Source organism: Polynucleobacter antarcticus, assembly GCF_013307245.1.
GTDB classification, from domain to species: domain Bacteria; phylum Pseudomonadota; class Gammaproteobacteria; order Burkholderiales; family Burkholderiaceae; genus Polynucleobacter; species Polynucleobacter antarcticus.
Window position 1 is genome coordinate 1,362,290 of record NZ_CP028941.1, and the last position, 25,983, is coordinate 1,388,272.

A 25,983-nucleotide genomic window follows, 5' to 3' on the forward strand; every position below is an offset into this window, starting at 1 on the left:
CATCTCATGTGGGTAATTACCTAGGCATTGTAAAAACAAATGTTTAGGATCGCTAAGGTTGCTAAGATAGAGCTTAATGAAGTTTTAGCCGTAAAGATATGGCAACAGAAAGGGTATCAAGTGGGAATTATTACCAATATTGAAGACTTAAGAGTATTACACCAAAAACGCACCCCGAAGATGTTTTATGACTATGCGGACTCTGGTTCGTGGACAGAATCCACCTACCGAGCCAATGAGTCTGACTTTCAAAAAATCAAACTCAGGCAACGCGTAGCTGTCAACATGATTAATCGGACCACGAAGACTAAAATGATTGGTCAAGAGGTTGCCATGCCTGTTGCCTTAGCACCTACAGGGCTAACAGGGATGCAGTGTGCTGATGGTGAAATCTTGGCAGCCCAAGCAGCTGAAAAGTTTGGCGTACCCTTCTGCTTGTCCACCATGAGTATTTGCTCTATAGAGGACGTTGCTGAAAGAACCACTAAGCCATTTTGGTTTCAGCTCTATGTCATGAAAGACCGTGGCTTCATTGAGCGTCTGATTGAGCGTGCCAAAGCAGCTAAATGCTCAGCACTAATGTTAACGTTGGATCTCCAAATTTTGGGTCAGCGTCATAAAGATTTAAAAAACGGCTTATCAGCACCACCCAAGCTCACTATTCCTAACATCATCAATATGATGACGAAGCCTCGCTGGTGTATGGGTATGGCAATGACTCCACGCAGAACTTTCCGCAATATTGTCGGTCACGCTACTGGAGTGGGCAATATGTCATCCTTGTCCTCATGGACTGCGGAACAATTTGATCCCGGCTTGAGCTGGGACGATGTAGAGTGGATTAAAAAGCTCTGGGGCGGAAAGCTCATTATTAAAGGCATCTTAGATGAAGACGATGCACGCCTAGCTGCCAACTCTGGCGCTGATGCCTTAATTGTTTCTAATCATGGTGGTCGTCAACTAGATGGCGCTGTTTCTACTATTCATGCGCTACCGGGAATTATTAATGCTGTTGGCAATGACATTGAAGTGTGGATGGATGGCGGCATTCGCTCAGGACAAGACGTATTAAAGGCCTGGGCACTGGGTGCTCGCGGCACCCTTATTGGCCGACCCTTTCTCTATGGCTTAGGCGCTATGGGTGAAGCGGGAGTGACCAAGTGCTTAGAAATTATTCATAAGGAGTTGGATATTACTATGGCCTTCACAGGACACCGTGATATCCAGAATGTCACTAAAGATATTTTATATCCGGGAACTTTTTAATATTCCACATTTAGCCAATTCGCCTCTACTCGTTTTTTTTCTTTCTGTACTAACGCTCTCTGCATCTGTATGGTTTGGAAATATAGTACTGAGTCGCTTCCGCACTAAGGATACTGAGACATCTTCAGACTTAGGCATCATTCAGTCTGCAACTTTGACGCTACTTGCATTGATTATTGGCTTTACATTTTCAATGTCGATTGCTCGGTATGACCTGCGACAAAATTATGAAGAAGCCGAAGCGAATGCGATTGGCACTGAGTTTCTGCGATCAGATTTATTGCCAAGTAAAAATGCAGAGGCTGTAAAAGCTTTATTAAATGACTATGTTGATCAGCGTATTTTGTTTTATTCCAAGCAAGATCAAGAAACCGCAAAGCAGATTACGAAGCGCACACTTGAATTACAAAATGCACTATGGAACGAAGTGCTTACTGCGGCACGTATGCAGCCTAGTCCCACGATTGCACTCGCTGTCTCAGGAATGAATGATGTGATTAACACCCAAGGCTATACGCAAGCAGCCTGGTGGAATCGGATCCCGAGAGCAGCATGGTGGCTCATGGGGGCTATAGCGATCAGTGCCAATATGTTAGTTGGCTTTGGTGCTCGAAATTTTAAAAATAATATTAGCCTCTTCATGATTTTCCCGATTATGATTTCAGTTGCCTTTTTCTTGATAGCAGATATTGATAGCCCTAGAGGCGGAATTATTCGCATTGAGCCTCGTAACTTAATCGATCTCAAACAGAATATCAGTATGCAAAATAGTAGCGTACTTTCAATAGGCACTCCAAGATGAAACGTATTGTCGATATCTATAAAAATCGTGGTCGTGAACTCGTGTGGACTTACGTCATCCATTTAGGAAACATTGAGTTCCACCCAGCCCAGGTTGATTTTGAAGCAGAGGCCCTTAGGCTCTCACAGCTTGATAAACGGGGGCCCATGAATGAGCTCAGCGCTAAGGCTAGACTCTCAGTAAAGTAATATTTTTACTAATTTCTGTGATTATGAAACCCCTCAGCAAAAAAGCCAAGATGGCAATTGGTTGGACAATTTTGATGACTGTTATTGGAACAGCTATGCTTAACCAATGGCAGTTCTTTGCTATGGGTTGTGCATCAATAGCTCTATTACTCATTGCCAATCACTACGATCTGCTGAAAGACCCGGAAGATAAAAAATAAGACCCCCTCACTAACTTTCGAGAGCGGTCTTAATCTATTGATATCTAGAGTGCTGGATAGTCGGTATACCCTGCCTCAGCTCCGCCATAAAAGGTAGCGCGATCATAGGCATTCAGTGCAGCGCCTTGCTTGAAGCGTTCTGCTAAATCTGGATTAGAAATATATAAACGTCCGTATGCAATTGCATCTGCTAGCCCAGCCTCTAGGACAGCCTCACCCATCGCTTGATCATAGCCGCCTGCGCTAATGAATTTACCTTGATAAGCAGCCCGAAATATCTCTGAAGTGATCGGCGCCTCTGTGTCGACTTGGTCATTACCACCAGCAGTAGTAGACCGTGGCTCAATCATATGCACGTATGACAGTTGATAGGTATTGAGCTTTTGCATCACAGCATTAAATAAGCTGATTGGATCACTGTCACTAATATCGTTAAAGCTTCCATAAGGTGATAAACGCACACCAATACAATCGCTTGGGAATACCGTTGCAACCGACTCAATCACTTCACCTAATAGGCGCAAACGATTATTAATTGAACCACCATATTGGTCATTTCGTTGATTGGTTTTATCCTGCAAAAACTGATCTAGTAAATAGCCATTTGCTGAATGAATCTCTACACCATCAAAACCAGCTACTTTTGCATTTTGTGAAGCCACTGCAAACTCTTTGATTAAGCGAGCAATATCCTCCAGAGTCATTGCCTGAGGTATTTCATAAGGATGCAGCTTCCAATCGGCGCCATATGTTTGGCCAGAAGGCGCTATTGCAGAGGGGGCTTGCGGCAGACCCTGCTCAGGATGTAAAGATGAATGAGAAATGCGTCCAACATGCCACAACTGCGCAACGATCTTACCGTCTTGAGCATGCACCGCTTCGACAATCTTCTTCCAAGCTGCTGTTTGTTCCGCAGAGTAGATTCCGGGGGTGGCGGGGTAGCCCATACCGAGGGGGGAAATTTGTGTTGCCTCAGTAATAATGAGTCCAGCTCCCGCTCTTTGACTGTAATAGACTTGAGCCAAAGGATTAGGCACATCACCAGCAATTGCACGCATTCTGGTTAAAGGCGCCATCACAAGGCGATTCTTTAGCTCAATGGAGCCAAGCCTAACAGGGGTAAACATCATTTCTTTTCCGGACATCACAAGCTCTCTATTTTTATTATTTAAATTACTATAAATACGACTGAGTAAGAAAAATGCACACTTACTAAGTCACGCTTCATTACCTCAAATACTTTTACGCATTCCACGAGTCACTCTCAACCCACCTTTGAAATGCTCTTCAATAGCAGCGGAGAGTGCTTCAAACTCATCAATATGCGCAGTAGATGATCGCGCCGCGAGCGCAATAATACGTTTTGGGGCGGGAGGCGATAAGGGGCGAGCTACTAGGCTGCTGCCATTTAGCAAGCCTCCTTTTACTGCCATCTCAGGCAATAAAGCAATACCCATGCCTGACTCTACCATCTGCAAGAGAGTTAATAAACTCGTTGCTTCCATGCTATCAGCATGACGGATATCTGAACGCTTACACGCTTGAAGAGTGTGCTCTCTGAGGCAATGCCCCTCTTCCAATAAGAGCAAACGTTCCGCCATATTAGCTGGCAGATGAACCTGTTTTCCCTTGAGCGCTGAGTCATTCTCCTTGGCGACCAACCAAAACTCATCATTGAATAGTTCCTTCACCATCAAACCCGATGTCTCATAAGGCAAAGCAATCAGAGCGAAATCTAGCTGATGCTCAGCCAGTCTTGCCAAAAGATTCGCTGTCAAATCCTCCCGTAAGGCTATTTTCAGATCAGGAAAAGAAGCTCGAAGCTGCGGCATTACCTTTGGCAATAAAAATGGAGCAATGGTAGGGATCACGCCCAGGCGAATAGTTCCTGTCATGGGTTTACCGACAGCAATCGCGAACTCCACCAGATCTTCGGAGGCAGCTAAGATAATTTTGGCCCTAGTCAGTACCTCAAGCCCAATGGGGGTTAATGCTACATTTTGACGATCTCGCTCCACTAAGCGGGTTGCTAGCAGCTCCTCTAGCTCCTTCAAACCGGCACTTAAAGTAGATTGCCCAACAAAACATGCCTCGGCCGCCCGAGTAAAGTTCAGCTCTTGGGCAATCGCTACAAAGTAGCGCAGTTGTCTTAATGAGGGCAAATTCATCATAGTCTGAGGATTTCATATTATCGATTTATTAGATAAATCATATCATAATTATTCATTAGACAGATCATTACTAGCGGTTCAGAATGCATTCATCGCGCTTTAATAGCGCCGTAAAACCGCTGCATCAATGAACTAAAAGGAAATAAAAATGACCCGTCCAGAAATTAAAACTATCCAGAATCTTGAATCAGCATTTGCTGGTGAATCCATGGCCCATATTAAATATCGCTACTTCGCAAAATTGGCACGCGCAGCGGGAGATATTCAAACAGCGGAGATCTTTGAATCAACCGCCGACCAAGAGGTGATGCATGCCTTTGGTCACCTCGATTTACTTTACCCTGCTAGCTCAATCACGCCCACTCGTGCCCTTGAAATTGCGATTGAGGGGGAGACTTATGAGTACACAGAAATGTACCCCTCTTTCCGCAAAACGGCGGTAGAGGAAGGCAATATCGCCGCTGTGGCAGAAATAGATGAGCAAATTGCCGAATCAAAAGAACATGCTGATCAATTTCAGGCAATGCTCACAAAAGCAGCGAAGCGCTTTGCGGCCTTGGCTAATGTAGAAGAGCGTCACGCAAATCACTATAAAAAAGCATTAGAAAAGGCAAAAGAATTTGCGGCCTCGTAAGTTACTTTAGCAATAAATAGCAATTAAATTTAAACTATCCAATTATCCAGAAGGAAATATTATGAAATCTTGGCAATGTATCGTGTGTGGCTTTATCTATGAAGAAGAAAAAGGGCTACCTGAGGATGGTATCGCGCCCGGTACTGCATGGGCTGACGTACCAGACAACTGGGAATGTCCAGACTGTGGCGTATCTAAATCTGATTTTGAAATGGTTCAAGTCGGCTAATTTTTAGACAGCTTTGATGCCCGGGCATCAAAGCCAGTCTTACTCATTCAATGCATTATTAGGGAGCCTTCACTTGGACCAACAAGCACCTCCAGCATCTATTGTCATTATTGGCAGTGGTTTAGCTGGCTACACCGTCATACGTGAAATTCGTAAGCTCGATAAGTCCGTTCCTATTACTTTAGTGACACGTGAGCCAGGATATTTCTATTCCAAGCCTATGCTTTCAACAGCGCTTGCTAGCAATAAGGAAGCTGAACAGCTTATCTCTGGCAATTCAGAGAGTATGGCTACGCAGCTTGATATCACGATCTTAGGAGGAGTAGATGTATCAGCAATTGATACAAAAGCGCACACCATCACTACGTCTCAAGGAATTCTATCTTATGGAAAATTGGTATTAGGTTTAGGTGCCGATCAAATTCGTTTGCCCCTACAAGGCAACGCTGCTCATCAGGTCATGACCGTAAATGATCTTGAAGAGTACGCAGAGTTTCGTAAGGTGATTCATGATAAAAAACAAATTACCATCTTAGGCGCAGGTCTCATTGGATGTGAGTTTGCAAATGACTTAATCTCAAAATCATTTAAAGTCGATGTTATTGATCTGGCACCTCAAGCCTTAGGTCGCCTACTTCCAGAAGCAGCTGCACTAGCACTACAAAATAAATTAAGTGATGGTGGTGTTCGCTGGCACTTCGGCACTACTGTGCAGTCCCTGGATTGTGAAGGAGATCACTTAAAAATCACTTTGGCTAATGGCAATATGATTCAAAGCGATGTCTTTCTCTCAGCCGTTGGATTGAAGCCACGACTAGCCTTAGCTAAAGCCGCAGGCATCGAGACAGCCCTAGGTATTCAAGTGAATCGTCAACTAAAAACCAGCGCCCAAAATGTCTATGCTATTGGGGACTGTGCAGAGGTGGATGGCTTGGTATTGCCTTATGTCATGCCAATCATGCAAGCAGCTCGGGCTCTAGCTCCAACCTTGATCGGACAAGAAACCACCCTTACCTATCCTGCCATGCCTGTGATGGTCAAAACACCGGCACTACCAACCATCGTCTCTCCCCCTGCTAAGGACAGCAATGGGCAATGGAAGATCAATACGGTGGAGGGCGGAATTGAAGCCCGTTTTGAATCCACAGATGGTCAACTATTGGGCTTTGCTCTCCTTGGTACGGCTACTGCACAACGTGGAGCCCTCACGAAAGAATTGCCATCTATTCTCAGCTAATGACTTGAAACGGATATGCTGCAAAGAAAAAGGTCCGCAATTGCGGACCTTTTTACTAGCCTAACTGTTGTGTCATGGTTGATTATGAAACCACGACAAACCATGTTGTGTTGTGCGACTGAACAATCATCAAGAACAACATGGGAATAGAAAGTAACGTATTGAAACGTGACGTCAACATGGCAATACGCGCTGACTTGGCCTTGACCTCTGGCGCGACTGTAACCATACCTAAAGCACGCTTCTGATTCGGCCAAATAATGAACCAGACATTAAAAGCCATGACGAGTGCAATCCACATACCTAAGCCAATCGCACGAAATGGTGCTTGTAATGTAAATGCTTGATGGGCATAGCCATTTAGTACTGCCAGAATGACGCCACTCACTACTGTCAAGAGCGCCGCCCAACGAAACCAAAAGAGTGCTGCTGGTGCAATAACTTTAGTGATTGCCGGCTTCTGCTCATCGGGAATTTTGGGCATAGAAGGAATTTGCACAAAATTAAAATACCAGAGCAAGCCGACCCACATCATGGCAACCATGACGTGGATCCAGCGAAACAAAAATGGCAGCTCGATAGAATTAAAGTTACTGCCCAAGGCGAGAACAATCAGAGCGAGAAGAATAAATCCTGCTAGAACAGTGCGGCCTAATGAGGTCAAAATAGATGACATGGATAACTTTCTATCTAAAGCACATCGTCATTACAAGATTAAGCAAAATTCTTGCTGGCAAAATCCCAGTTCACTACATTCCAAAAGTTTTCAAGATACTTAGGGCGTGCATTACGTGTGTCGATGTAATAAGCATGCTCCCAGACATCACAGGTCATCAATGGCTTAGCATCTGTCGTAACAGGCGTTCCTGCGTTGCTGGTGGAGGCTAAATCAAGGCTACCATCGGCCTTTTTTACTAACCAAGCCCAACCGGATCCAAATGTACCAACCGCACACTTTGCAAACTCTTCCTTAAACTTATCAAAGGAACCCCACTTGGCATTAATAGCATCTGCTAATAGGCCAGTAGGTGCACCACCACCATTAGGCTTCATGCTATTCCAGTAAAAAGTGTGATTCCATACTTGGGCCGCATTGTTAAATACACCGCCAGAGGACTTTTTAACAATCTCTTCTAAAGAGGCGTTTTCGAAGTCGGTACCCTTAATTAAATTATTTAAGTTAGTAACGTACGTTTGGTGGTGTTTGCCATAGTGAAACTCGAGAGTTTCTTTTGAGATAAACGGTGCGAGTGCATCCATCGCATATGGCAACTGAGGTAATGTGTGTTCCATTATTTTTTCCTTAAAAAGGTATTGATGAGGGGCTAAATAAAGCTCTAAAAGTATGAGTGCCTAACTATAGACGATTCTGACATTTTAGTTTCAGGGCGCTAAAACCAGGATTTTTCACTGAAATTAGGCGCATGTGGCTACTGAGCAGTCCAACCCCCATCCATATTCCACGCCACACCACGCACCTCAGAGGCATCTGGCCCACAGAGGAACACTGCCAAAGCCGCTAGCTGTTCGGGTGTTACAAATTCTCCAGAGGGCTGCTTTTCTGAAACCAAGGCAATCTTTGCCTCTTCATTTGTCATCCCCTCCCGCTCAGCTCTTGCGTCTACCTGTTTTTGAACCAAGGGGGTCAGCACCCAACCAGGGCAGATCGCATTACAAGTGACACCCGTTTTTGCTGTCTCTAAAGCTGTGACTTTGGTGAGGCCCACAATGCCATGTTTAGCAGCAACATAAGCTGCCTTTTGGGAAGAGGCCACTAAGCCATGCACAGAGGCAATATTAATAATGCGGCCCCAGTTGCGTTTTTTCATACCTGGTAAGGCATGATGAATTGTGTGAAATGCTGAACTTAAGTTAATCGCAATAATCGCATCCCATTGATCCGCAGGAAAATCTTCAATATTGGCAACATACTGAATGCCGGCATTGTTCACCAAGATGTCAAGTGATCCAAAGCGCTTTTCTGTTTGTTGAATTAGGTCTTGAATCTGCACTGGCTTACTCATATCAGCACCGTGATAATCAACCTCAACGCCAAAAGCCTTGATGGCAGAGATGGCAGCATCTTTTTCGCCAAAACCGTTCACCATGATGTTGGCACCTTGCTTAGCTAATGCGATAGCCATCGCCAAACCAATGCCACTAGTTGAGCCTGTTACCAGGGCTGTTTTACCTTTTAATGATGACATGACTTTCTTCTCTATCCGAGTGAGTTAAAGCTGCATACTACAGGTTAACGATATTAGATCTTTCCAAGTGCCTTCAGAATCTTTTCGCAGGTAATGGGTTGATCAAAGACGGTAACGTTGAATGGCGCTAGAGCATCATTAATCGCATTTTGGACTGCTCCCGGTGCACCCGCAGTTCCAGCCTCTCCTGCTCCTTTAGCCCCTAACTTAGAGGACTGAGTGGGAGTCTCAACGTGAGCTACTTCAATGTCAGGCATTTCGTTAGCCATTGGTACGAGATAGTCTGCCATGCTGCCATTTCTTAATAAGCCACTCTCATCATAGAGGCACTCTTCAAACAGGACACCGCCAATACCTTGAACAATCGCGCCACGTATCTGCTCATCAACCAGCATCGGATTTAAAACACGTCCACAGTCCTCTACCGCCCAATGCTTTAGAAGCTTCACAAATCCGGTATCAGGATCCACCTCAACATAAGAGGCTTGCACTCCATTTGTAAAGATAAAAGGATATTCTTTTTGAGTGTAGTGACGGGTCACCATTAAATCTGCTGAAAAACCAGCTGGCAAGGTATCGGTTCGGAAATAACCAATACGACCAATTTCACTAAAAGATAAAAGCTGCTCGCCACTGGCTTTGTCTAAGACATTGCCGCGATATACCGTCAATGAGTCTGGTGACTTGGTCAAAATAACTCCGGCTAACTTTAAGATATTTTCTTGAAGCGCTTGGCATGCTAGCAATACAGCCTCACCACCTACACCAGCACCGCGTGAGGCCCAAGTACCACCACCATAGGGGGTGACATCGGTATCGCCGGTAATGACTCGCACATCTTTAATGGAGATGCCTACTGCATCCGCAGCAATCTGAGCATAAATACCTTCGGTACCTTGACCCTGCTCACCAACGCCAATCAATACCGAAACTACACCACTTGGATCGAGTCTGGCAGTCGCCCCATCTTGGGATGCAATGCGCGCACCCCCTACTCCATAGAATGCAGGACTCGGATTAGTTAATTCAATTAAGGTAGCGAAACCGATGCCTCGGTAAATGCCCTGCTTACGCAACTCAGACTGCTCTTTACGTAAGGCAGGATAATCAATCATCTTTTCAATGACACGCAAACATTGTTGATGAGATAACACCTCTAACTTGATACCAGAGATGCCCGAACAAGGATACGCATCGTCAGGAATCACATTACGCTTACGAAACTCCAAAGGATCCATCTTCAGTTTTTGCGCAGCTAAATCAACTAAACCTTCAGTGACCGCACAGGCAATAGGATGACCTACACCGCGATACTGGCAGGTGGGTGTTTTATTCTGAAAAACGACATTCAACTTCGCGCGGTAGTGTTGGTGCTTATAAGGGCCGCCAACCAAATTGACGACCTGATTACCCTCAATTGCACTAGTTCTTGGGAACATTGAGTAAGGACCAATAGCGGTGAGGTCATCGATCTCGAAAGCCAGGATATCCCCCTCCTTGTTAGCAGCAATGCGCCCTTTAATGCGATGCTCACGCGCATGGATATCACTGGTAAAAGATTCCAAACGATCTGCTACAAATTTGACTGGGCGACCTAGCATCATTGCTAAACCTACTGTAGCAAAGTCGTCAGGATATGCGTGAACTTTGATACCAAATGATCCACCTACATCTTTACAAATCACCTGAACATCGGACTCAGATAAACCAAACTGACGGCAATACAAATCTTGCATCATATGAGGCGCTTGCTGTGAGTGATACACAATCAAACGGCGATCGCCGAGGTTGTAGTCGGCAATTTGACAGCGTGGCTCTAAGGTAACACCAGTATGACGGCCAAATCCAAAAGTTGCTTCAGCAACTACGTCCGCACTTGCAAATACATCATCCACATTCCCAACATCGAGCGTGCGAGTAAAGCAAAGGTTATCTCCCAGTTCAGGATGTATTAATGGCGTTGCTGGATCTAGTGCCGTTTCCATAGAAACGACTGCAGGTAACTCTTCCCACTCAACCTCAATATGCTGTAAAGCATCTTCTGCCTGTGCGCGAGTCTCTGCAACTACTGCGACGACGGGCTCTCCTTGCCAGCATGCACGATCAATAGCTAGGGCATATTGAGGAGCAGATTTCATACCTACTAAATGCCCCAGAGTGGCAACCCACGGCTTACACAGCTGAGCCATTTGTACACCGTCAACTACAGCTAAAACACCAGGCATCTGGCTGGCATATTCGGTATGAATTTTTCCAATTTTCATATGCGCTACTGGAGAGCGCCAATAGACAACATGCCCCATTCTGGGTAACTGAATATCATCAATATAGGTACCTTGACCTTCAAGCAGTCGCCGTGCTCGATGACGAGGCTCACTATTGCCGATGTAACGTTGATCGTTAGTAACGGGATCAAGTACTAATCCCTTGAGGTCTGTTGGCTTATTCATAATCTTTGTTTCCAATCGCCTTAAGCATGAGCAATCACGGGTTTAATTTTTTCGCCCTTGGAGCGCGCCTCTAATACATCCATGATGGCGCTCACTATAGAGTGATAACCAGTACAGCGACAGTAGTTTCCAGAGATCCATTCACGAACCTCTTCACGCGTTGCTTTAGGCTGTTTCTCAATTAACTCTGCAGCAGCAAGTAGCATTCCTGAGGAACAAAATCCACACTGCATGGCGTTATGGCGCATGAAGGATTCTTGTAGATCTGCTAGTGCCCCACTTTTTGTTAGCCCCTCAATAGTCTCCACCACGCTACCATCAGCCTGAACTGCCAAGAACAGACAGCCCCGAATAATCTGTCCGTCTACTTTTACGGTGCATGCGCCACAGGCACCATGTTCGCAACCAAGATGAGGGCCCTTTAAAAATAGATCCTCCCTGAGAAAATCGACCAAATGGCGCCGCGGCTCTACCTCAGCAGTCACTGAAGCCCCATTGACTGTCATCGTAATTAATTTTTTAATACTCATCTCAATCTCCGTACTTGATTTATCTCTTAAGCAATTAAGTGCTTTAAGCCACGTTCGAGTAAAACGCCTATTAAATGCCGCTTTGTTTCTACGCTGTTTGTAATATCAGCAATGGCATCAATCTCAGATTTTGCGGCAGCGACAGCGCTCGCAATAAGCTCCTCGGTCAGTGGCTTACCATCTACCAATCCTTGGGCCTTAATTGCCATGAGCGGAGTAGATGCCACTGAAAAGAAGGTAAACGCACAATGGCTTAGTACATTGCCTCGCTTCTCGGCAACTGCTGCAAGACCAGCAATCGCATAGTCGCCATGACGCCTGGCCAACTCATGGAAATACATGACTTGATTACTAGTGGCGATGGGAATTTCTGTGGCTATTAGAATTTCATCTGGCTCTAAAGCGGTGGTGTAGAGATCAATAAAAAAATCTTGGGCTGGAATACGACGCTCACCTCGAGGGCCGGCAATGATCATCGTGGCATTCAAGGTCAAACTACAGGCGGGCCACTCAGCTGCCGGATCGCCATAAGCTAAAGAACCACCCCAGGTGCCTAAGTTACGGATGGCTCTATGTGCAATATGGGGAGCAGCCGCTTTTAATAGTGGCGCATGCTGAGCTACCAACTGCGAATCTTCAATCTCTGTATGGGTAACAAGTGCACCAATACGAAGTTGATCCCCAAGAAGTGAAATGCCTTTGAGCTCATCAATATTGCTGATGTCAATTAATATACTTGGCTCAGAGAGACGCATATTTAGAGTGGCAAGCAAAGTTTGTCCGCCTGCAATTAACTGCCCATCGTCACCCGCCTCAGCCAGCAGAGACAAAGCCTCAGCCAAAGCTTTGGGCTTTATGTAATCAAATGCTGCCGCCTTCATTGGATCTCCTCCGCTACTTTTTTATTAATATTGAAGACTACTATTCAGTCTTTGTGTCGAGCTCTACAGGTATCACTTCTCCACCAAGTTCATTTGCAAATCTCTGAAAGAAATCATCTGCAATCTTTTTTGCAGAGGCACTAATCAGACGTCCGCCAATTTGGCCAAGCTTGCCTCCAATAGAGGCTTCCGTTGTGTAAGCCACCAGAGTGCCTCCCTCGACCGACTTCAATTCCACACGTGAACGACCCTTAGCAAAGCCAGCAGCCCCGCCTGAGCCCTCAAAAGCCATCGAACAGGAGTGATCTGGAATGACATCACTCAACAAAAGCTTCCCAGAAAAGCGAGCTCTGACTGGGCCAATCTTGAACATCACCTTGGCATGGATCTCCTCTGGGGAAATGCGATTTATTTCCTCACACCCTGGAATAGACTTAGCTAACACGTCAATATCATTCAAGCCCTTCCAAACATCGGGGATTGAGGCAGCAATAAGTTGCTCACCATTCAGTTCCATCACTTCTCCTTGGGGTTTGTACGAATAGAGTCTTATCTACCAATTGTTCAACAATGTACCATTATTTAACTTTTGGTCAATAAGCCCAAATTCGGATAAACCCTGACAACTATGAATTTGACCCACCTTCTCAAATCATGAGCTTTAATTTAGATAGCTCTCTTAGAAATACCTCTGTTGAGTCTTCGGCTGTGATGCCTTTGCCTATACGGCGCAGAATGAGCACTACTGATCGGAAGCGGCAATTACTTGACGGTGCTATTAAATTCTTTGCTCGGCACGGAATCGAGGGTCAATTAAGAAACTTAACTAAAGATCTTGGTGTAACCCATAGCTTGCTTTACCACTACTTTCCGACCAAAGATGCCTTAATTAAAGCGGTGTATGAGGATGTGTTTGAATCCCGCTGGAAATCTGAGTGGGAAGATCTGCTTGATGATCAAAAACTATCGCCTGAAGAAAAGTTAAATGCCTTCTATATTGACTACTCTGATACCGTGCTGACCTATGAATTCGTACGCATACTGATTTTTTCAGGCTTAAGCGATCACTCCATTAGTGATCGATTCTTTGAAATGCTGCGCTCTCGCTTATTACCCCGCCTGATTCGCGAAACACGTAAATACTGCGACTCTCACTCACGCACTAAGCCCACCCAGCGGGAGCTAGAGCTGTTGATGGGACTTCATGGCGGCATCTTTTATATTGGGATGCGGCGTTGGGTATACGGCCAAGCCATTTATGAATCTAGCAACACCACAACTGATCAAGAAATTATTCAAGATCGGGTTCGCTCTTATCTTATTTCAGCCAAATCTATATTCTCTATAAAGTAAAGTTCACTATGACCAATTTAAGCTTGAATCACTTTTCCATTCGTAGTTTAGAAATTGAAAAAACTACCCAGTTCTATAGCGAACTACTAGGCCTCACCATAGGCCCTCGTCCAGAATTTCCATTTCCAGGAGTGTGGCTATACAACGGCGATGAAAATGACTGGGCCAACGCTGTTTTGCACCTAATAGCCATTGATAAAAATGATCCCAATGGCTTAAAACAGTATTTAGGCGAACGTGATCCTGCGTCGCTATATGGCTCAGGCGCCGTTGACCACATTGCCTTTTTTGCTACTGGCCTAGAAGAAAAAATTGCAGTACTCAATAAAATGGGTGCTCCTTTCCGCGAACGCTCGGTACCCGTTATCAAACTACATCAAATCTTTCTTAATGATCCAAATGGTATTGTGATTGAATTAAATTATCCCGCTGAAGAAAAAACAGCATTGGATGCTAAGTTCGCATAAAAAAGTATGGCTAAAATTCTGGTGATTGGTGGTTCTCTTGGTGGCTTGTTCATGGCAAATATATTGCTACGTGCTGGCCATGATGTGAACCTCCTCGAAAAAGCCACAGGGTCTTTAGATGGCCGTGGCGCTGGAATTGTGACTCACGATGCCTTAGCAGATGCTTTGCGGGAAGCCGGTATCTCAGTTGATGACAGCCTGGGAATAGCCGTGAGCAAACGTATTACGCTAGGCGCTGATGGAAATAGCCTTGGAGAGATTGCCTTGCCTCAGATCGTTACCTCATGGAGTAGGCTGTATCACTTGCTAAGAGAAAACTTTCCAAATGAACGTTACCTGCAGGGAAAGAATGTCAAGTCTGTACTCCAAGATCATCAACAGGTGAAAGTGAGTTGTGAAGATGGGACAAGTTATGAAGCAGAATTATTAATTGCCTCTGATGGCATTCGCTCATCTGTACGAACTTTTGTTGCGCCCTCTATTCAACCAGAATATGCAGGGTATGTAGCTTGGCGAGGTGTATGTGATGAAAGTCATCTTTCACAGCACACGCTCGACACCCTCTTTGATTACTTTGGATTTTGTTTACCCAAGGGAGAGCAGATGCTGGGCTATCCCGTCGCAGGACCTGGAAATGATGTCACGCTTGGTAAGCGACGCTACAACTTCGTCTGGTACAGGCCCGCTTCAGAGGATAAAGAGCTAAAAAACTTGTTAACAGATGCTGATGGCAAATACTTTCCCCTGGGCATTCCTCCGCTTAAAGTATCTTGGAAACATATTGCTAGTATGCGAGAACAAGCTCGCAAACTTCTAGCGCCCCAATATGCAGAGATTATTGAGAAAACAAGCTCACCATTTTTACAGGCTATCTATGATGTACGTTCAGAGCAAATTGTCTTTGGCAGAATTGCTTTAATGGGCGATGCTGCTTTTGTGGGTCGCCCTCACGTTGGAATGGGTGTGACAAAAGCAGGTGACGAAGCAATGGCTATTGCAAAACATATTCAAGCATTGGGAGCCACTCCTGCGGCATTGGAGGCATATAGTAAAGAGCGTCTATCGCTAGGGCAACAAGTAGTAGCAAGAGCGCAATATCTTGGTCGCTATATGCAAGCGCAAGGTAGAAAAGGAACGGTAGATGGCAGGGGCCTAAAAAGAAATGCCGAAACAGTCATGGCAGAGACAGCTATCGATATTAGCGATTTGTTAGCAGCAGGAAAAGCAGTCCCAGAGTCACAGTATTAGATTGGTAGTAGATTTATGTTTTGAAGTAAACATTCAGTTAATATTTATGAATTAAAAAGTTTTTTTATTAATCTTTATTAATCAACTGTTTTAAATGGAGGAGATACCATGAAACAAAAAAATACGAATCAAACGAGAAGAAAAATATTAATTGGTGGAGCAACAGCCGCCGCTACCCCACTTTGGATGAATGCCGCATCTGCCCAAGCAGGGACTATCAAAATTGGTTTTCCATCACCGTTAACCGGCCCTTTTTCTGCAGAAGCACAAGATCAGGTTAAGGCAGCTGAATTGGCAATCAAAGAATTTAATGATGCTGGCGGTTTTAATGGTCGAAAAGCAGAGCTGTTAGTACGTGATACCAAGTTAAATCCAGGAGAAGCCGCAACCCGCACACTGGAGTTGATTGAAAAAGATAAGGTGAATTATGTTGTGGGCTCACTCTCTGCTGCGACCCAGCTATCTATTAATGCAGTCTGTAAAGAACGTAAGACTCTTTTTAACTCTATCAGTCAATCTGATGCTATCAATGAGGTGAAAGACTGGAGTCCGTACACGTTTCACGAGGCTCTCAATCCCACAATGACCGCTGGGGCGGTAGCAAGGTATTCGATTCCCCGCTTCGGCAAGAAAATTGTCTTTTTAACTGCGGACTATGCTTATGGGCACGAAATGGTGCGGGCATTTGAGCGTGCGGGCAAAGAAATGGGTGCAACCACATTAGCTGATATTCGTCACCCACTAGGAACTTCGGATTACTCTGCATTCCTGCCGCGAATCAGAGCCCTGAATCCCGATATTTTAGTGCTCTGTAATTTTGGTCGTGATCTGGTAAATTCAGCCAAGCAATGCACAGATTTTGGTCTCAAATCCAATATTAAAATTGTCGCGCCGGTGTTACTTTATACCTCGCGTCTTGCTGGTGGCCCGGAGGCTTTTGAGGGCATCATTGGTGGCACCTCATACTATTGGGGCCTAGAAGATCGCATTCCTTCAGCCAAAATATTTAATGATGCTTTCCGGAAAATGTATAACGGCTCAGTGCCATCTGATTATGGTGCGCTAGGCTATGCTGGTGTGAAGAGTGTCCTAGAGTCAGTCAAGATTGCAAAATCAACAGATACTGCTAAGGTGATTACTGCAATGGAAAATCTGAAGTATGACTGGTACAAAGGTCCCGAGTACTATCGAAAATGTGACCATCAAGCAGTTCAAACAGTCATCATTGTTGAATCTAAGTCAAAGAATATGAAAGATAAGTATGACGTCTTTAATATTCTGACGATTGAGCCTACTACCGAGAAGAATATGCGGAGTTGTGCCGAGCTGGGCCATAAGGCTTAACGCTGAAATTTCAGGGTAGATCATCTGATTTACCCTGAATACCTGCCCTTTTGCTTCATCTCAAGGGCAGAATTTTTTGAGTACATATATGACAGGTCTTACATTTGAACTTCTTTGCATGCAACTACTTACGGGAATTGCCCTTGGTAGTATTTATGCTCTCTTAGCATTGGGTTTATGCCTTATTTTTGGCATGCTGAATGTAGTGAACTTTGCTCATGGCGCCTTTTTCATGGTGGGCGCTTTTATGGGCATTTATTTTTTAGGCATCACTGGTAACTTTTGGTTCAGCTTAGTACTAACGCCTATCGTCACCGGATGTCTTGGTTTGGTAACTGAGCGATTTTTAGTTCGGCCACTCTATGGTCGCGGAATAGACTACCCCCTATTACTGACCTTTGGCCTATCTTATGTACTGATAGAGGCAATGCGTGTTCTATTTGGTATCGAAGGACTTCCCTCTGTTACGCCTGATGGATTAAAGGGCACAATGAATGTTGGTATCGGCTACTTTCCTAAATACCGCCTCTTCTTAATCGCTGCTACTGCGGTCATTATTTTAGGAGTTTGGTTTTTTATTCAAAAAACACGTTACGGCCTCATTATTAAAGCAGGGGCTGCCGATCAAGAGATCGTCAAAGTTCTCGGTGTAGATATTGCCAAAGTTTGGCTTTTGGTATTTGGTCTAGGTTGTGCGATTGCAGGCCTCTCTGGTGTTTTAGCTTCACCGACTCGCTCTGTGAACCCGGAGATGGGAATTCCGATTCTGGCTGAATCTTTTGTGGTTACTGTAGTTGGTGGTATGGGCTCGCCTGTAGGCGCAGTAATTGCGGGTCTGTTAGTTGGAGTCGTTTACAGCATGACTTCCTTATTTTTTCCTGATCTTGCTGAGCTATCTATTTTTATTCTGATGGCCGTAGTACTTCTCATTCGGCCACAAGGTTTATTTGGCAAAGCGGGGGCAATGGGTTAAGTCCCTCATGTATATGAACTCATTTTTTCAAATGGTTGCACGCCATCGCGTGTTAGCCAGCACCCTCTTCTTGATGATTTTTCCTTTCATCATGCCGTATGAAGCACTGGCTATTAATATTCTTGTCTTTGGCCTATTCGCCATGGGATTTAATCTCTTATTCGGCTACATGGGCTTGCTCTCCTTTGGGCATGCTGCCTTCTTAGGTATTGGCAGTTACCTCACTGGCATTAGCATCGTCCATTACTCGCTGCCATGGGGCACTGCAATTCTCGTGGGCGTGATTGGTGCAGCCATAGGCGGATTGATTGTAGGATTCTTGGCGATTCGTACTCGTGGTATTTACTTTTCTATGGTCACTTTAGCTCTCGGTCAAATTGTGTTTTATATTTTTTATAAAGCAGAAAGTTTGACGGGTGGTGAAAATGGCTTAAGAGGTGTTCGGGTGGACTCTTTTAATATTTTTGGAATTCCTGTAGATTTTCTTAATCCACTAGTGAAGTACTACATCATTCTTTTCTTTGTTGTCATCGCGATTTGGTTCATTTCTCGCATTCTCAGCTCACCCTTAGGCGCAGTGATGGAAGCTATTCGAGAAAATGAAAAGCGTGCCGCTGCATGTGGATTTGATGTTGCCCGTACCAAGCTATTAGTCTTTGTTTTATCTGCCGCTATCTGCGGGCTAGCTGGATCCTTGCGCGCCCTACACTTATCTATCGTTCCTATTGACTCTTTGCACTACCTACAATCAGGTCAGGCTGTAATAATGAGTATCTTAGGGGGCATGGGCACCTTCTTCGGTCCATTTATTGGTGCTGCCGTGATGCTCTACCTTGAAGATATCGTAACGACCTTTACTCGCCATTGGATGGCAGTCATTGGCCTTGTCTTTATGTTCTTTGTACTGTTCTTCCCAAAAGGCATCTGGGGCACTATTTTAGATAGGCTCTATGTGAAGCAGGATACAAAAAAATGACTAGTCCAAACCAGATTCCAATCTTAGAGGCTCGTAATGTCAGCAAGAGCTTTGGGAAATTCAAAGCCTTACAAAATGTATCAACTCACTTTATGCCAGGAACTTTGACTGCCATCATTGGACCTAATGGTGCTGGGAAAAGTACTTTCTTTAATGTCTTAAGTGGGGCATTTCCACCTACCAGTGGTCAAATTCTATTTAATGGTAAAGATATTACTGGCATGCAACAACACGAATTTGCACGTATCGGTATTTCAAAGAGCTTTCAAATCACCAATGTTTTTAAGCAATTAACAGTCCATGAAAATGTCAGAGTAGCGGCGCAAATGGAAACAGCGCGTTACGACTTCTTGCGCAATGCCCAGAGTTACTCAAAACCGATTGAGATAGCAGATCAATTACTACGTCGCGTTAATCTAGAACATCTTCGCAATAAGATAACCGGTGATTTAGCACATGGTCAGCAACGCGCCCTAGAAATTGCCATGGCTTTAGCTTGCGATCCGAGTCTCTTATTGCTAGATGAGCCTACCGCAGGAATGTCTCCAGAAGAAACACTTGTCATGATGGATTTGATTCGCACACTAGCGAGCGAAAGAACTGTTATTTTGGTTGAACACAAGATGAAACTCATCATGAATTTGTGCAAACGAATTATTGTTCTTCACCATGGTGAATTTCTGGCTGAAGGATCTCCAGATGAAATTCAAAATAATGCAGAGGTACGACGTGTGTACCTTGGTCAAGGTTAAAGAAAGCTTGGATATGTTGCGCGTAGAAAATTTAAATGCTTGGTATGACCGAAGTCATGTTCTTCAAGGTATTTCGTTAGAGGTCAAAAAAGGCGAGATTGTGACCTTGATGGGTAGAAATGGTGCTGGCAAAACAACTACTCTACGATCTCTGATGGGCTTACTTCCTAAGAAGGAAGGGAAGGCTTTTATTGATGGTGTATCTTTCCTTAATTTAGCCTCACATGAACGATATCATCTTGGTTTAGCTTATGTTCCTGAAGATCGTCGAATTGTCCCCGGGCTGACCGTCAAAGAAAATTTAGAATTAGGTGTGATCGCCCAAAAGAGTCGGGGTGATATGGGCGTCATGGTCGATGAAATTGCTGAAACATTTCCGCGTCTTAAAGAAAGATTACAGCAGGATGGGGCATCTTTGTCGGGTGGAGAGCAGCAAATGTTGGCGATTGCTAGGGCATTAATTGCCAAGCCCAAGGTCATTCTCCTGGATGAGCCCTCAGAGGGAATCATGCCCGTATTAGTGGATGAAATGTTCGAGTTATTTGCGAAACTGAAGGATGATGGAATCACCATCCTCTTAGTTGAACAAAATGTGCAGCAAGCACTCAAAATATCTGACCGAGCCTATATATTGGATCAAGGTGAGATCGTATTCGAAGATACTGCTCAGAATCTATTAAGTAACGATGAGATCCAGCAAAAGTATTGCGCCGTCTAATTAGTGCTCAAGAAATTTGTAGCCAATGGCCTAATTGATGCCAAAAAGAACTGGGTATGAGCGTTAAAAGCCACGTCATAGTGAGGTAGCGAAGAAACTTACCTACAGCCATGTAGCCTAGGCAAGGCAGCCAAGGCAGTCTGAGCCATCCCGCTGCAAAGCATAGGGGGTCGCCAAAACCAGGGAGCCAAGAAAGTAATAGCATCTTCGGCCCTCGTGCCTCTAGCCAACGCTGCATGCGTCCATTAGTTGGCCCCTTCAGTGCTTCAAAGCCATTGCGCCCGAGTAAGCCTAGCCACCAATCCAACATACCACCTAGTGTATTTCCTACGGTTGCCACAAAAATAGCTATCCAAAAAAAATTGGGGTTAATAGTGATGTAGCCAAACAGTATGGGCTCTGATCCTAGTGGTAGTAAGGTGGCGGAAATAAAAGCGCTAATGAAGATAGCGGGTAAGCCAATCGATGGCATGCCTAAAAACTCAAATAGCTGACTAAACAATTGCTCCATTAAATCAAGCCTAGAGGTTGGTATTGGGCGGCGAACATCATCATGCCTTCAGCATTTCTTTTGTAACGAGATTGCAAAGGGGGATGAAGGCTTTGATTTAAGTGAATTTGCATGGAGATAGCTATTTTCTCCTGCTTTTGGAAAATCTACTGAAATCTCTAATCTTGCTTAAAATATGAATATAACTTTCTCATTAAACCCTGTCTGCCTGAGCTCAAAATCTATGAACCACCCTATTCCCAAACCAGATCAATACCAAGAAATGCGTGAGGCGTTACGTGACCTCTGCGGCAGCTTCGATTCTGCCTATTGGCAAAAAGTAGACCATGAGCGCGCCTATCCAGAAGCTTTTGTGGATGCTATGGCAAAAGCGGGTTGGTTGGCAGCGTTGATCCCTGAAGAATATGGTGGCTCAGGCTTAGGTCTAGCAGAAGCTTCCGTCATCATGGAAGAAATTAACTTTGCCGGTGGCAACGCTGGATCCTGCCATGGTCAGATGTACAACATGGGCACACTGTTACGCCATGGGTCTGATGTACAAAAGAAACTCTACCTGCCTCAGATTGCTACAGGCGCATTACGCCTTCAATCCATGGCGGTGACAGAGCCCAGTACAGGTACTGACACTACCAAACTCAAAACTACGGCAGTGAAAAAAGGTGACAAATATGTAGTCAATGGGCAGAAGGTATGGATCTCACGTATTCAGCATTCTGATTTGATGATTCTATTGGCACGTACTACTCCCCTATCTGAGGTCAAGAAAAAATCAGAAGGAATGTCTATTTTTATCGTGAATCTAAAAGATGCGCTGGGCAAGGGTATGAGCATCCAACCTATTGCAAATATGGTGAATCACGAAACCAACGAAGTCTTTTTTGATAATCTAGAAATTCCAGCAGAAAATTTAATTGGTGAAGAAGGTCAAGGCTTTAAATATATTCTGGATGGCCTGAATGCAGAACGCACACTGATTGCCGCTGAGTGCATTGGTGATGCTTATTGGTTTGTAGACAAGGCGCGGCGTTATGCGAATGAACGCGTGGTTTTTGATCGACCCATTGGTAAGAACCAAGGGATTCAGTTTCCGATTGCGGATTGCTATATTGAAACCGAAGCGGCCAACCTCATGCGTTTTAAAGCCTGTGAATTATTTGACCATCAGCAGCCTTGTGGCGCTGAATCCAATATGGCTAAGTATTTGGCAGCGAAGGCATCATGGGAGGCAGCGAATGTTTGCCTGCAAACCCACGGTGGCTTTGGTTTTGCTAACGAATACGATGTAGAGCGTAAGTTTCGAGAAACCCGTCTTTATCAAGTCGCACCTATCTCTACCAACTTAATCTATTCATATATGGCTGAGCATGTGCTTGGTCTACCGCGGTCTTTTTAGTTTCTTGACTCTGGATAATGAAATAAATACATGAGTATTCGTCCTTTAGATGGCATTACTGTTGTTTCTCTAGAGCATGCCATTGCAGCTCCTTTTTGCACCCGCCAACTGGCAGATTTAGGAGCCAGAGTGATTAAGGTGGAGCGTCCGGGGGCTGGTGACTTTGCCCGTGCTTATGATGAGCGCGTCAATGGCATGTCTTCACACTTCACTTGGGTCAATCGCTCTAAGGAAAGCATCACGCTTGATCTCAAACAAGCGGGGGCACTAGAGGCCTTAAAGACACTGCTTAAAACAGCTGATGTGCTTGTGCAGAACTTAGCGCCCGGTGCTGCTGCCCGCATGGGGCTCACTGCCGAGCTGCTGCACAAAACTAACCCCATGCTCATTCTGTGCGACATCTCTGGGTATGGCAACAATGGTCCTTATCGTGACAAAAAGGCCTATGATTTATTAATTCAAAGTGAGGCTGGATTTTTATCTGTGACAGGTACGGAAGAAACGCCTAGTAAGGCAGGTAATTCAATTGCAGATATTGCAGCGGGTATGTATGCCTATACCAATATCTTGGCAGCCCTTCTACAAAGAGGTAAAACAGGTAAAGGCTCGACCATTGATGTTTCTATGCTCGAGTCCCTCGGCGAATGGATGAGCTACCCACTCTACTATGCATACGATGGCGCAAGCCCGCCCCCTCGCAATGGAGCATCGCACGCAACGATCTATCCTTACGGACCATTTAAAACAGGCGATGGTGGCACAGTGATGCTTGGCTTACAAAATGATCGTGAGTGGGCCTTATTTTGTGAAGTGGTCTTGGAAAACCCGTCCTTAGCACAAGATGAACGCTTTGATAAAAACTTCAAGCGCAATGAAAAACGAGAAGCGCTACTGACTATCATTGATGACTGTTTCAGCAAACTCAGTACTGAGCAAGTGATTGCTAAATTAGATCAAGCCCAAATTGCCAATGCACGTCTCAATGATATGAGCGGCCTATGGAAGCATGAGCAGCTTAAAGCAAGGAACCGCTGGGTACAAGTAGGATCACCAGCCGGGCCGATTCCAGCTATGCTGCCACCTGGGATGAATGATAGCTTTGACTATCGTATGGATGAGATTCCAGCGGTAGGTCAGCATACTGATAATATTTTGACTGAGATCGGTCTCTCAGTAACCGAAATCCAAGCGATGCGTGCCCAAGGGGCTATTTAAGAGATCCCTTTAAAGTAAAGGGGATGTTAGATGCGCTGCGTTCTCTAGTAACACACGCCAACGCACCCTTCTACTCCAAGTTACTGGGTTCACTCGGTCTGATTGGGCTAAATAGGAGTCAAGCAGTTTTTGGAGTGTGGCACAGAACATTTCATTATAAATAATGAGACTAATCTCAAAATTGAGTCGCAAACTCCGCTGATCAAAATTGACCGAGCCAAAAATAGCAATACGCTTATCAATTAATAGGCTCTTGGTGTGCAGCAGCCCACCATGAAATTCTGCAATATGAACACCAGCATCCATTAAGTCGGCATAGAGACTTCGACTACTCCAAGCCACAAGAGTGGAATCATTGAGCTTAGGCACAATGAGTGTTACCTGAACACCGCGTCCTGCAGCCGCCATTAAGGCTTGCATCAAACCATCATCAGGGCCAAAGTAAGGCGTAGTAATAGTGAGCTCTTCACGCGCATCCATAATGGCAGACAGCAGTACTTGATACAAGATATCGTCGCGATAGACTGGGCCAGAGGAAAACTCTTGCGCCAATACGGATCCTTCAGTTGGGCTCGGTGCTGGAGCGACATCCTTAAAATGAGAAATCTTAGGGTTATCTACACTCCAGTCAAAAGCAAAGGTCAACTCAAACTGTGAGGCTACTGGGCCTTCTATTTTGACCATGGCATCAACCCATTCGCCTACCCCTGAATCTTGCTTAAAAGTACGTGGGTCGACTAAGTTCATGCTCCCGGTCCAGACGATCGTGTTATCGATTACGAAGATCTTGCGATGGAGCCTCAGGTCAGCGCGACGAAACTGAAAACGTCCAATCTCAATAGGCAATGCTTCGGTTACCTGTATGCCGGCACTTTTAAAGCGTGCAGGCCAGCTTGACTTAAACCAATCTTTACTTCCTAAAGAATCTAACAATACTTTGCAAATAACACCGCGTTGAGATGCCGCAATCATGGCCTCGCCAACTCGATCTGCGTCACCCCCTAAAGCCCAGATATAAAACTCTAGGTGCAATGTTTTTTTAGCGCGATTAATCTCATCAATAAAATCTTGCAAAATTTCTAAGGAATTGGTGAATAACTCAATCTTGTTACCAGCGATTGCAGGAGAGCCATTTTTTGCCTCTGCCAATAAACTCAGTGCACGCCCTTCGATTGGTAGCTGATCCTTATCTACTAGATAGCGCTTGCGCATTAACTCAGTGATCGCTGCGTACTCTTTATCCATGCGAATAATTTTTCGCGTGAGCTTGCGGCCTACAGGGCGCTCACCTATTAAGACATACAAACAAATGCCTACTATAGGAAATAAAATCACAATCAAAAACCAAGCTATCGCAACACCTACTGGCCTTCTCACGGAAATCAAGCGGAAACCAAAAAGAATCACGATGATGATATGCAGGATGGGTGCCCAAATTAGGGAAAACCCAAAAAAAGATCCCAATAGGATATTCAATAAATTCATAGAATCTCAAGCTCCGCAGTAATACCCAAATGATCTGACAACTTTAACCATTCATGCAAAATTTCTGCTGAATGAATTTTTAAACCCCGCACATAAATCCGATCCATTGCTAGTAGCGGCTTCATACTCGGAAATGTTTTTGCTGGCGCTCCCGTTAGGGACTCAAAAACCTCATTAAACCCAGCAGCTTGCATCGGGGCACTCATGCGATTACGCCAATCATTAAAGTCACCTGCCACGATGGTGGGCCCGCCTTCAGCCAGATCATCAATGTAACGAATGATCTGCTCTAGTTGGCGCTCTCGCCCACGCTCGAATAATGCCAGGTGTACGCAAAAACAATGAATCGATTTCGCTACGCCCTCTAACTGAGTCACACTATGCAGTAAACCGCGTTTCTCAAATCGGTAGGCGGAAATATCGTAGTTCTCGCCCTTATGTAAGGGCCTCCTAGAAAGAATAGCATTGCCGTGGTGGCCATCAAGATATTCCATATTTTTACCGTAATGCCAATCATGCCAATAATCTTCAGATAAAAACTGGGTCAACTCTGTCATTGGCCACTGATGAAAGCGCTTGATACGACCTCGATGTTCTTGCTGAAGCTCTTGCAGAAAAAGTAGATCCGGATGATGCGCCCTCATCTTTTGACGCAATTCATGAATCGTCGATTTTCTATGGAGGGGTGATACGCCTTTATGCATATTAATCGTCATGACACTAAATCGACCTAGCGTGTTTTGCGTCATGGTG

Annotated in this window: 29 protein-coding genes; 17 read left to right on the top strand and 12 right to left on the bottom strand. The window is 44.8% G+C overall.

All coding sequences use genetic code 11. The features are described from left to right. Positions 1 to 120: 120 nt before the first annotated feature. The 4 genes from DCO16_RS07125 to DCO16_RS07140 are packed head-to-tail and all read left to right on the top strand — an operon-like array spanning position 121 to position 2,456. The gene (locus DCO16_RS07125) at positions 121 to 1,266 is read left to right on the top strand and encodes an alpha-hydroxy acid oxidase (RefSeq protein WP_173943813.1); all 1,146 of its coding nucleotides are present in this window, start codon (positions 121 to 123) and stop codon (positions 1,264 to 1,266) included. Then, a complete protein-coding gene (locus DCO16_RS07130) occupies positions 1,229 to 2,068 on the top strand; it encodes a bestrophin-like domain (protein ID WP_254598011.1) in 840 nt (279 codons plus the stop codon). Before DCO16_RS07125 ends, DCO16_RS07130 begins: the two co-directional genes overlap by 38 nt. Then, positions 2,065 to 2,256: a hypothetical protein gene (locus tag DCO16_RS07135; protein WP_173943005.1), complete on the top strand. Its 192-nt coding sequence runs from the start codon at positions 2,065 to 2,067 to the stop codon at positions 2,254 to 2,256. Before DCO16_RS07130 ends, DCO16_RS07135 begins: the two co-directional genes overlap by 4 nt. Before the next feature lie 17 nt (positions 2,257 to 2,273). Continuing rightward, a complete protein-coding gene (locus DCO16_RS07140; RefSeq protein WP_173941772.1) occupies positions 2,274 to 2,456 on the top strand; it encodes a hypothetical protein in 183 nt (60 codons plus the stop codon). Positions 2,457 to 2,500: 44 nt separating this feature from the next. On the opposite strand, the gene DCO16_RS07145 is transcribed toward DCO16_RS07140, so the two are convergent. Together DCO16_RS07145 and DCO16_RS07150 are read right to left on the bottom strand one after the other, a co-directional pair. After that, positions 2,501 to 3,601: an alkene reductase gene (locus DCO16_RS07145; protein WP_173943006.1), complete on the bottom strand. Its 1,101-nt coding sequence runs from the start codon at positions 3,599 to 3,601 to the stop codon at positions 2,501 to 2,503. Between the two features lie 87 nt (positions 3,602 to 3,688). Then, a complete protein-coding gene (locus DCO16_RS07150; RefSeq protein ID WP_173943007.1) occupies positions 3,689 to 4,627 on the bottom strand; it encodes a hydrogen peroxide-inducible genes activator in 939 nt (312 codons plus the stop codon). Between the two features lie 148 nt (positions 4,628 to 4,775). Between DCO16_RS07150 and DCO16_RS07155 the strand changes: the two genes are divergently transcribed. The 3 genes from DCO16_RS07155 to DCO16_RS07165 all read left to right on the top strand — a co-directional run bounded on the left by DCO16_RS07155 (position 4,776) and on the right by DCO16_RS07165 (position 6,727). Beyond that, positions 4,776 to 5,261 (top strand): rubrerythrin family protein, encoded by a 486-nt coding sequence (locus tag DCO16_RS07155; protein WP_173943008.1) that lies wholly within the window; start codon positions 4,776 to 4,778, stop codon positions 5,259 to 5,261. Between the two features lie 61 nt (positions 5,262 to 5,322). Next, the gene (locus tag DCO16_RS07160; RefSeq protein ID WP_173943009.1) at positions 5,323 to 5,490 is read left to right on the top strand and encodes a rubredoxin; all 168 of its coding nucleotides are present in this window, start codon (positions 5,323 to 5,325) and stop codon (positions 5,488 to 5,490) included. Positions 5,491 to 5,563: 73 nt separating this feature from the next. Continuing rightward, complete coding sequence (locus tag DCO16_RS07165) at positions 5,564 to 6,727, top strand: FAD-dependent oxidoreductase (protein ID WP_217426642.1); 1,164 nt, start codon at positions 5,564 to 5,566, stop codon at positions 6,725 to 6,727. An 82-nt stretch (positions 6,728 to 6,809) separates the two neighbouring features. Here DCO16_RS07165 and DCO16_RS07170 read toward each other — a convergent pair whose 3' ends face one another. The 7 genes from DCO16_RS07170 to DCO16_RS07200 all read right to left on the bottom strand — a co-directional run bounded on the left by DCO16_RS07170 (position 6,810) and on the right by DCO16_RS07200 (position 13,312). Beyond that, positions 6,810 to 7,403 carry a urate hydroxylase PuuD gene (locus DCO16_RS07170; protein ID WP_173943011.1) on the bottom strand — a complete coding sequence of 198 codons (594 nt, stop codon included), beginning with the start codon at positions 7,401 to 7,403 and terminating at the stop codon, positions 6,810 to 6,812. Between the two features lie 38 nt (positions 7,404 to 7,441). Then, positions 7,442 to 8,020: a superoxide dismutase [Fe] gene (sodB, locus tag DCO16_RS07175; protein ID WP_173943012.1), complete on the bottom strand. Its 579-nt coding sequence runs from the start codon at positions 8,018 to 8,020 to the stop codon at positions 7,442 to 7,444. A 137-nt stretch (positions 8,021 to 8,157) separates the two neighbouring features. After that, positions 8,158 to 8,934: a 3-hydroxybutyrate dehydrogenase gene (locus DCO16_RS07180; RefSeq protein WP_173943013.1), complete on the bottom strand. Its 777-nt coding sequence runs from the start codon at positions 8,932 to 8,934 to the stop codon at positions 8,158 to 8,160. A gap of 53 nt (positions 8,935 to 8,987) precedes the next feature. Beyond that, complete coding sequence (locus tag DCO16_RS07185) at positions 8,988 to 11,384, bottom strand: xanthine dehydrogenase family protein molybdopterin-binding subunit (protein WP_173943014.1); 2,397 nt, start codon at positions 11,382 to 11,384, stop codon at positions 8,988 to 8,990. A 20-nt stretch (positions 11,385 to 11,404) separates the two neighbouring features. After that, a complete protein-coding gene (locus tag DCO16_RS07190) occupies positions 11,405 to 11,914 on the bottom strand; it encodes a (2Fe-2S)-binding protein (protein WP_173943015.1) in 510 nt (169 codons plus the stop codon). 26 nt (positions 11,915 to 11,940) lie between these two features. Then, a complete protein-coding gene (locus tag DCO16_RS07195) occupies positions 11,941 to 12,795 on the bottom strand; it encodes an FAD binding domain-containing protein (protein ID WP_173943016.1) in 855 nt (284 codons plus the stop codon). A gap of 40 nt (positions 12,796 to 12,835) precedes the next feature. Next, on the bottom strand, positions 12,836 to 13,312 hold the full coding sequence (locus DCO16_RS07200) for an SRPBCC family protein (protein ID WP_173943017.1): 477 nt from the start codon (positions 13,310 to 13,312) through the stop codon (positions 12,836 to 12,838). A gap of 137 nt (positions 13,313 to 13,449) precedes the next feature. On the opposite strand from DCO16_RS07200, the gene DCO16_RS07205 reads away from it, so the two are divergent. The 8 genes from DCO16_RS07205 (at position 13,450) to DCO16_RS07240 (ending at position 20,626) form a co-directional block, all read left to right on the top strand. Then, positions 13,450 to 14,148, top strand: a complete 699-nt coding sequence (locus tag DCO16_RS07205; protein WP_173943018.1) for a TetR/AcrR family transcriptional regulator — start codon at positions 13,450 to 13,452, stop codon at positions 14,146 to 14,148. Between the two features lie 8 nt (positions 14,149 to 14,156). Further along, positions 14,157 to 14,615 carry a VOC family protein gene (locus DCO16_RS07210; protein ID WP_173943019.1) on the top strand — a complete coding sequence of 153 codons (459 nt, stop codon included), beginning with the start codon at positions 14,157 to 14,159 and terminating at the stop codon, positions 14,613 to 14,615. A 6-nt stretch (positions 14,616 to 14,621) separates the two neighbouring features. After that, positions 14,622 to 15,863 carry an FAD binding domain-containing protein gene (locus tag DCO16_RS07215; protein ID WP_173943020.1) on the top strand — a complete coding sequence of 414 codons (1,242 nt, stop codon included), beginning with the start codon at positions 14,622 to 14,624 and terminating at the stop codon, positions 15,861 to 15,863. A 108-nt stretch (positions 15,864 to 15,971) separates the two neighbouring features. Further along, positions 15,972 to 17,207 (top strand): ABC transporter substrate-binding protein, encoded by a 1,236-nt coding sequence (locus DCO16_RS07220; protein WP_173943021.1) that lies wholly within the window; start codon positions 15,972 to 15,974, stop codon positions 17,205 to 17,207. A gap of 118 nt (positions 17,208 to 17,325) precedes the next feature. Then, positions 17,326 to 18,180, top strand: a complete 855-nt coding sequence (locus DCO16_RS07225) for a branched-chain amino acid ABC transporter permease (RefSeq protein ID WP_254598012.1) — start codon at positions 17,326 to 17,328, stop codon at positions 18,178 to 18,180. Between the two features lie 13 nt (positions 18,181 to 18,193). Next, the gene (locus DCO16_RS07230) at positions 18,194 to 19,156 is read left to right on the top strand and encodes a branched-chain amino acid ABC transporter permease (protein WP_173943023.1); all 963 of its coding nucleotides are present in this window, start codon (positions 18,194 to 18,196) and stop codon (positions 19,154 to 19,156) included. Further along, complete coding sequence (locus DCO16_RS07235; RefSeq protein WP_173943024.1) at positions 19,153 to 19,908, top strand: ABC transporter ATP-binding protein; 756 nt, start codon at positions 19,153 to 19,155, stop codon at positions 19,906 to 19,908. Before DCO16_RS07230 ends, DCO16_RS07235 begins: the two co-directional genes overlap by 4 nt. Then, on the top strand, positions 19,856 to 20,626 hold the full coding sequence (locus DCO16_RS07240) for an ABC transporter ATP-binding protein (protein ID WP_254598013.1): 771 nt from the start codon (positions 19,856 to 19,858) through the stop codon (positions 20,624 to 20,626). Before DCO16_RS07235 ends, DCO16_RS07240 begins: the two co-directional genes overlap by 53 nt. A gap of 7 nt (positions 20,627 to 20,633) precedes the next feature. On the opposite strand, the gene DCO16_RS07245 is transcribed toward DCO16_RS07240, so the two are convergent. Continuing rightward, on the bottom strand, positions 20,634 to 21,137 hold the full coding sequence (locus DCO16_RS07245; protein ID WP_173943025.1) for a YqaA family protein: 504 nt from the start codon (positions 21,135 to 21,137) through the stop codon (positions 20,634 to 20,636). 223 nt (positions 21,138 to 21,360) lie between these two features. On the opposite strand from DCO16_RS07245, the gene DCO16_RS07250 reads away from it, so the two are divergent. Then, complete coding sequence (locus DCO16_RS07250; RefSeq protein WP_173943816.1) at positions 21,361 to 22,530, top strand: acyl-CoA dehydrogenase family protein; 1,170 nt, start codon at positions 21,361 to 21,363, stop codon at positions 22,528 to 22,530. A 30-nt stretch (positions 22,531 to 22,560) separates the two neighbouring features. Beyond that, positions 22,561 to 23,745, top strand: a complete 1,185-nt coding sequence (locus DCO16_RS07255) for a CaiB/BaiF CoA transferase family protein (protein WP_173943026.1) — start codon at positions 22,561 to 22,563, stop codon at positions 23,743 to 23,745. Positions 23,746 to 23,754: 9 nt separating this feature from the next. On the opposite strand, the gene cls is transcribed toward DCO16_RS07255, so the two are convergent. Together cls and DCO16_RS07265 are read right to left on the bottom strand one after the other, a co-directional pair. Further along, entirely contained in the window at positions 23,755 to 25,230 is a 1,476-nt protein-coding gene (gene cls / locus DCO16_RS07260) for a cardiolipin synthase (protein WP_173943027.1), read from the bottom strand. Continuing rightward, positions 25,227 to 25,979 (bottom strand): endonuclease/exonuclease/phosphatase family protein, encoded by a 753-nt coding sequence (locus tag DCO16_RS07265; protein ID WP_173943028.1) that lies wholly within the window; start codon positions 25,977 to 25,979, stop codon positions 25,227 to 25,229. The genes cls and DCO16_RS07265 overlap by 4 nt, the downstream gene beginning before the upstream one ends. Between the last annotated feature and the right edge of the window lie 4 nt (positions 25,980 to 25,983).

What these genes read in the sequence shown, in the direction of transcription:
- DCO16_RS07200 (WP_173943017.1), bottom strand. Translation starts at nt 13,312, where the DNA reads ATGGAACTGAATGGTGAGCAACTTATTGCTGCCTCAATCCCCGATGTT.
- DCO16_RS07225 (WP_254598012.1), top strand. Translation starts at nt 17,326, where the DNA reads ATGCAACTACTTACGGGAATTGCCCTTGGTAGTATTTATGCTCTCTTA.
- DCO16_RS07220 (WP_173943021.1), top strand. Translation starts at nt 15,972, where the DNA reads ATGAAACAAAAAAATACGAATCAAACGAGAAGAAAAATATTAATTGGT.
- DCO16_RS07130 (WP_254598011.1), top strand. Translation starts at nt 1,229, where the DNA reads ATGTCACTAAAGATATTTTATATCCGGGAACTTTTTAATATTCCACAT.
- DCO16_RS07215 (WP_173943020.1), top strand. Translation starts at nt 14,622, where the DNA reads ATGGCTAAAATTCTGGTGATTGGTGGTTCTCTTGGTGGCTTGTTCATG.
- DCO16_RS07180 (WP_173943013.1), bottom strand. Translation starts at nt 8,934, where the DNA reads ATGTCATCATTAAAAGGTAAAACAGCCCTGGTAACAGGCTCAACTAGT.
- DCO16_RS07150 (WP_173943007.1), bottom strand. Translation starts at nt 4,627, where the DNA reads ATGATGAATTTGCCCTCATTAAGACAACTGCGCTACTTTGTAGCGATT.
- DCO16_RS07170 (WP_173943011.1), bottom strand. Translation starts at nt 7,403, where the DNA reads ATGTCATCTATTTTGACCTCATTAGGCCGCACTGTTCTAGCAGGATTT.
- DCO16_RS07250 (WP_173943816.1), top strand. Translation starts at nt 21,361, where the DNA reads ATGAACCACCCTATTCCCAAACCAGATCAATACCAAGAAATGCGTGAG.
- DCO16_RS07255 (WP_173943026.1), top strand. Translation starts at nt 22,561, where the DNA reads ATGAGTATTCGTCCTTTAGATGGCATTACTGTTGTTTCTCTAGAGCAT.
- DCO16_RS07245 (WP_173943025.1), bottom strand. Translation starts at nt 21,137, where the DNA reads ATGGAGCAATTGTTTAGTCAGCTATTTGAGTTTTTAGGCATGCCATCG.
- DCO16_RS07235 (WP_173943024.1), top strand. Translation starts at nt 19,153, where the DNA reads ATGACTAGTCCAAACCAGATTCCAATCTTAGAGGCTCGTAATGTCAGC.
- sodB (WP_173943012.1), bottom strand. Translation starts at nt 8,020, where the DNA reads ATGGAACACACATTACCTCAGTTGCCATATGCGATGGATGCACTCGCA.
- cls (WP_173943027.1), bottom strand. Translation starts at nt 25,230, where the DNA reads ATGAATTTATTGAATATCCTATTGGGATCTTTTTTTGGGTTTTCCCTA.
- DCO16_RS07145 (WP_173943006.1), bottom strand. Translation starts at nt 3,601, where the DNA reads ATGTCCGGAAAAGAAATGATGTTTACCCCTGTTAGGCTTGGCTCCATT.
- DCO16_RS07190 (WP_173943015.1), bottom strand. Translation starts at nt 11,914, where the DNA reads ATGAGTATTAAAAAATTAATTACGATGACAGTCAATGGGGCTTCAGTG.
- DCO16_RS07205 (WP_173943018.1), top strand. Translation starts at nt 13,450, where the DNA reads ATGAGCTTTAATTTAGATAGCTCTCTTAGAAATACCTCTGTTGAGTCT.
- DCO16_RS07240 (WP_254598013.1), top strand. Translation starts at nt 19,856, where the DNA reads ATGAAATTCAAAATAATGCAGAGGTACGACGTGTGTACCTTGGTCAAG.
- DCO16_RS07155 (WP_173943008.1), top strand. Translation starts at nt 4,776, where the DNA reads ATGACCCGTCCAGAAATTAAAACTATCCAGAATCTTGAATCAGCATTT.
- DCO16_RS07160 (WP_173943009.1), top strand. Translation starts at nt 5,323, where the DNA reads ATGAAATCTTGGCAATGTATCGTGTGTGGCTTTATCTATGAAGAAGAA.
- DCO16_RS07230 (WP_173943023.1), top strand. Translation starts at nt 18,194, where the DNA reads ATGAACTCATTTTTTCAAATGGTTGCACGCCATCGCGTGTTAGCCAGC.
- DCO16_RS07195 (WP_173943016.1), bottom strand. Translation starts at nt 12,795, where the DNA reads ATGAAGGCGGCAGCATTTGATTACATAAAGCCCAAAGCTTTGGCTGAG.
- DCO16_RS07210 (WP_173943019.1), top strand. Translation starts at nt 14,157, where the DNA reads ATGACCAATTTAAGCTTGAATCACTTTTCCATTCGTAGTTTAGAAATT.
- DCO16_RS07135 (WP_173943005.1), top strand. Translation starts at nt 2,065, where the DNA reads ATGAAACGTATTGTCGATATCTATAAAAATCGTGGTCGTGAACTCGTG.
- DCO16_RS07185 (WP_173943014.1), bottom strand. Translation starts at nt 11,384, where the DNA reads ATGAATAAGCCAACAGACCTCAAGGGATTAGTACTTGATCCCGTTACT.
- DCO16_RS07265 (WP_173943028.1), bottom strand. Translation starts at nt 25,979, where the DNA reads ATGACGCAAAACACGCTAGGTCGATTTAGTGTCATGACGATTAATATG.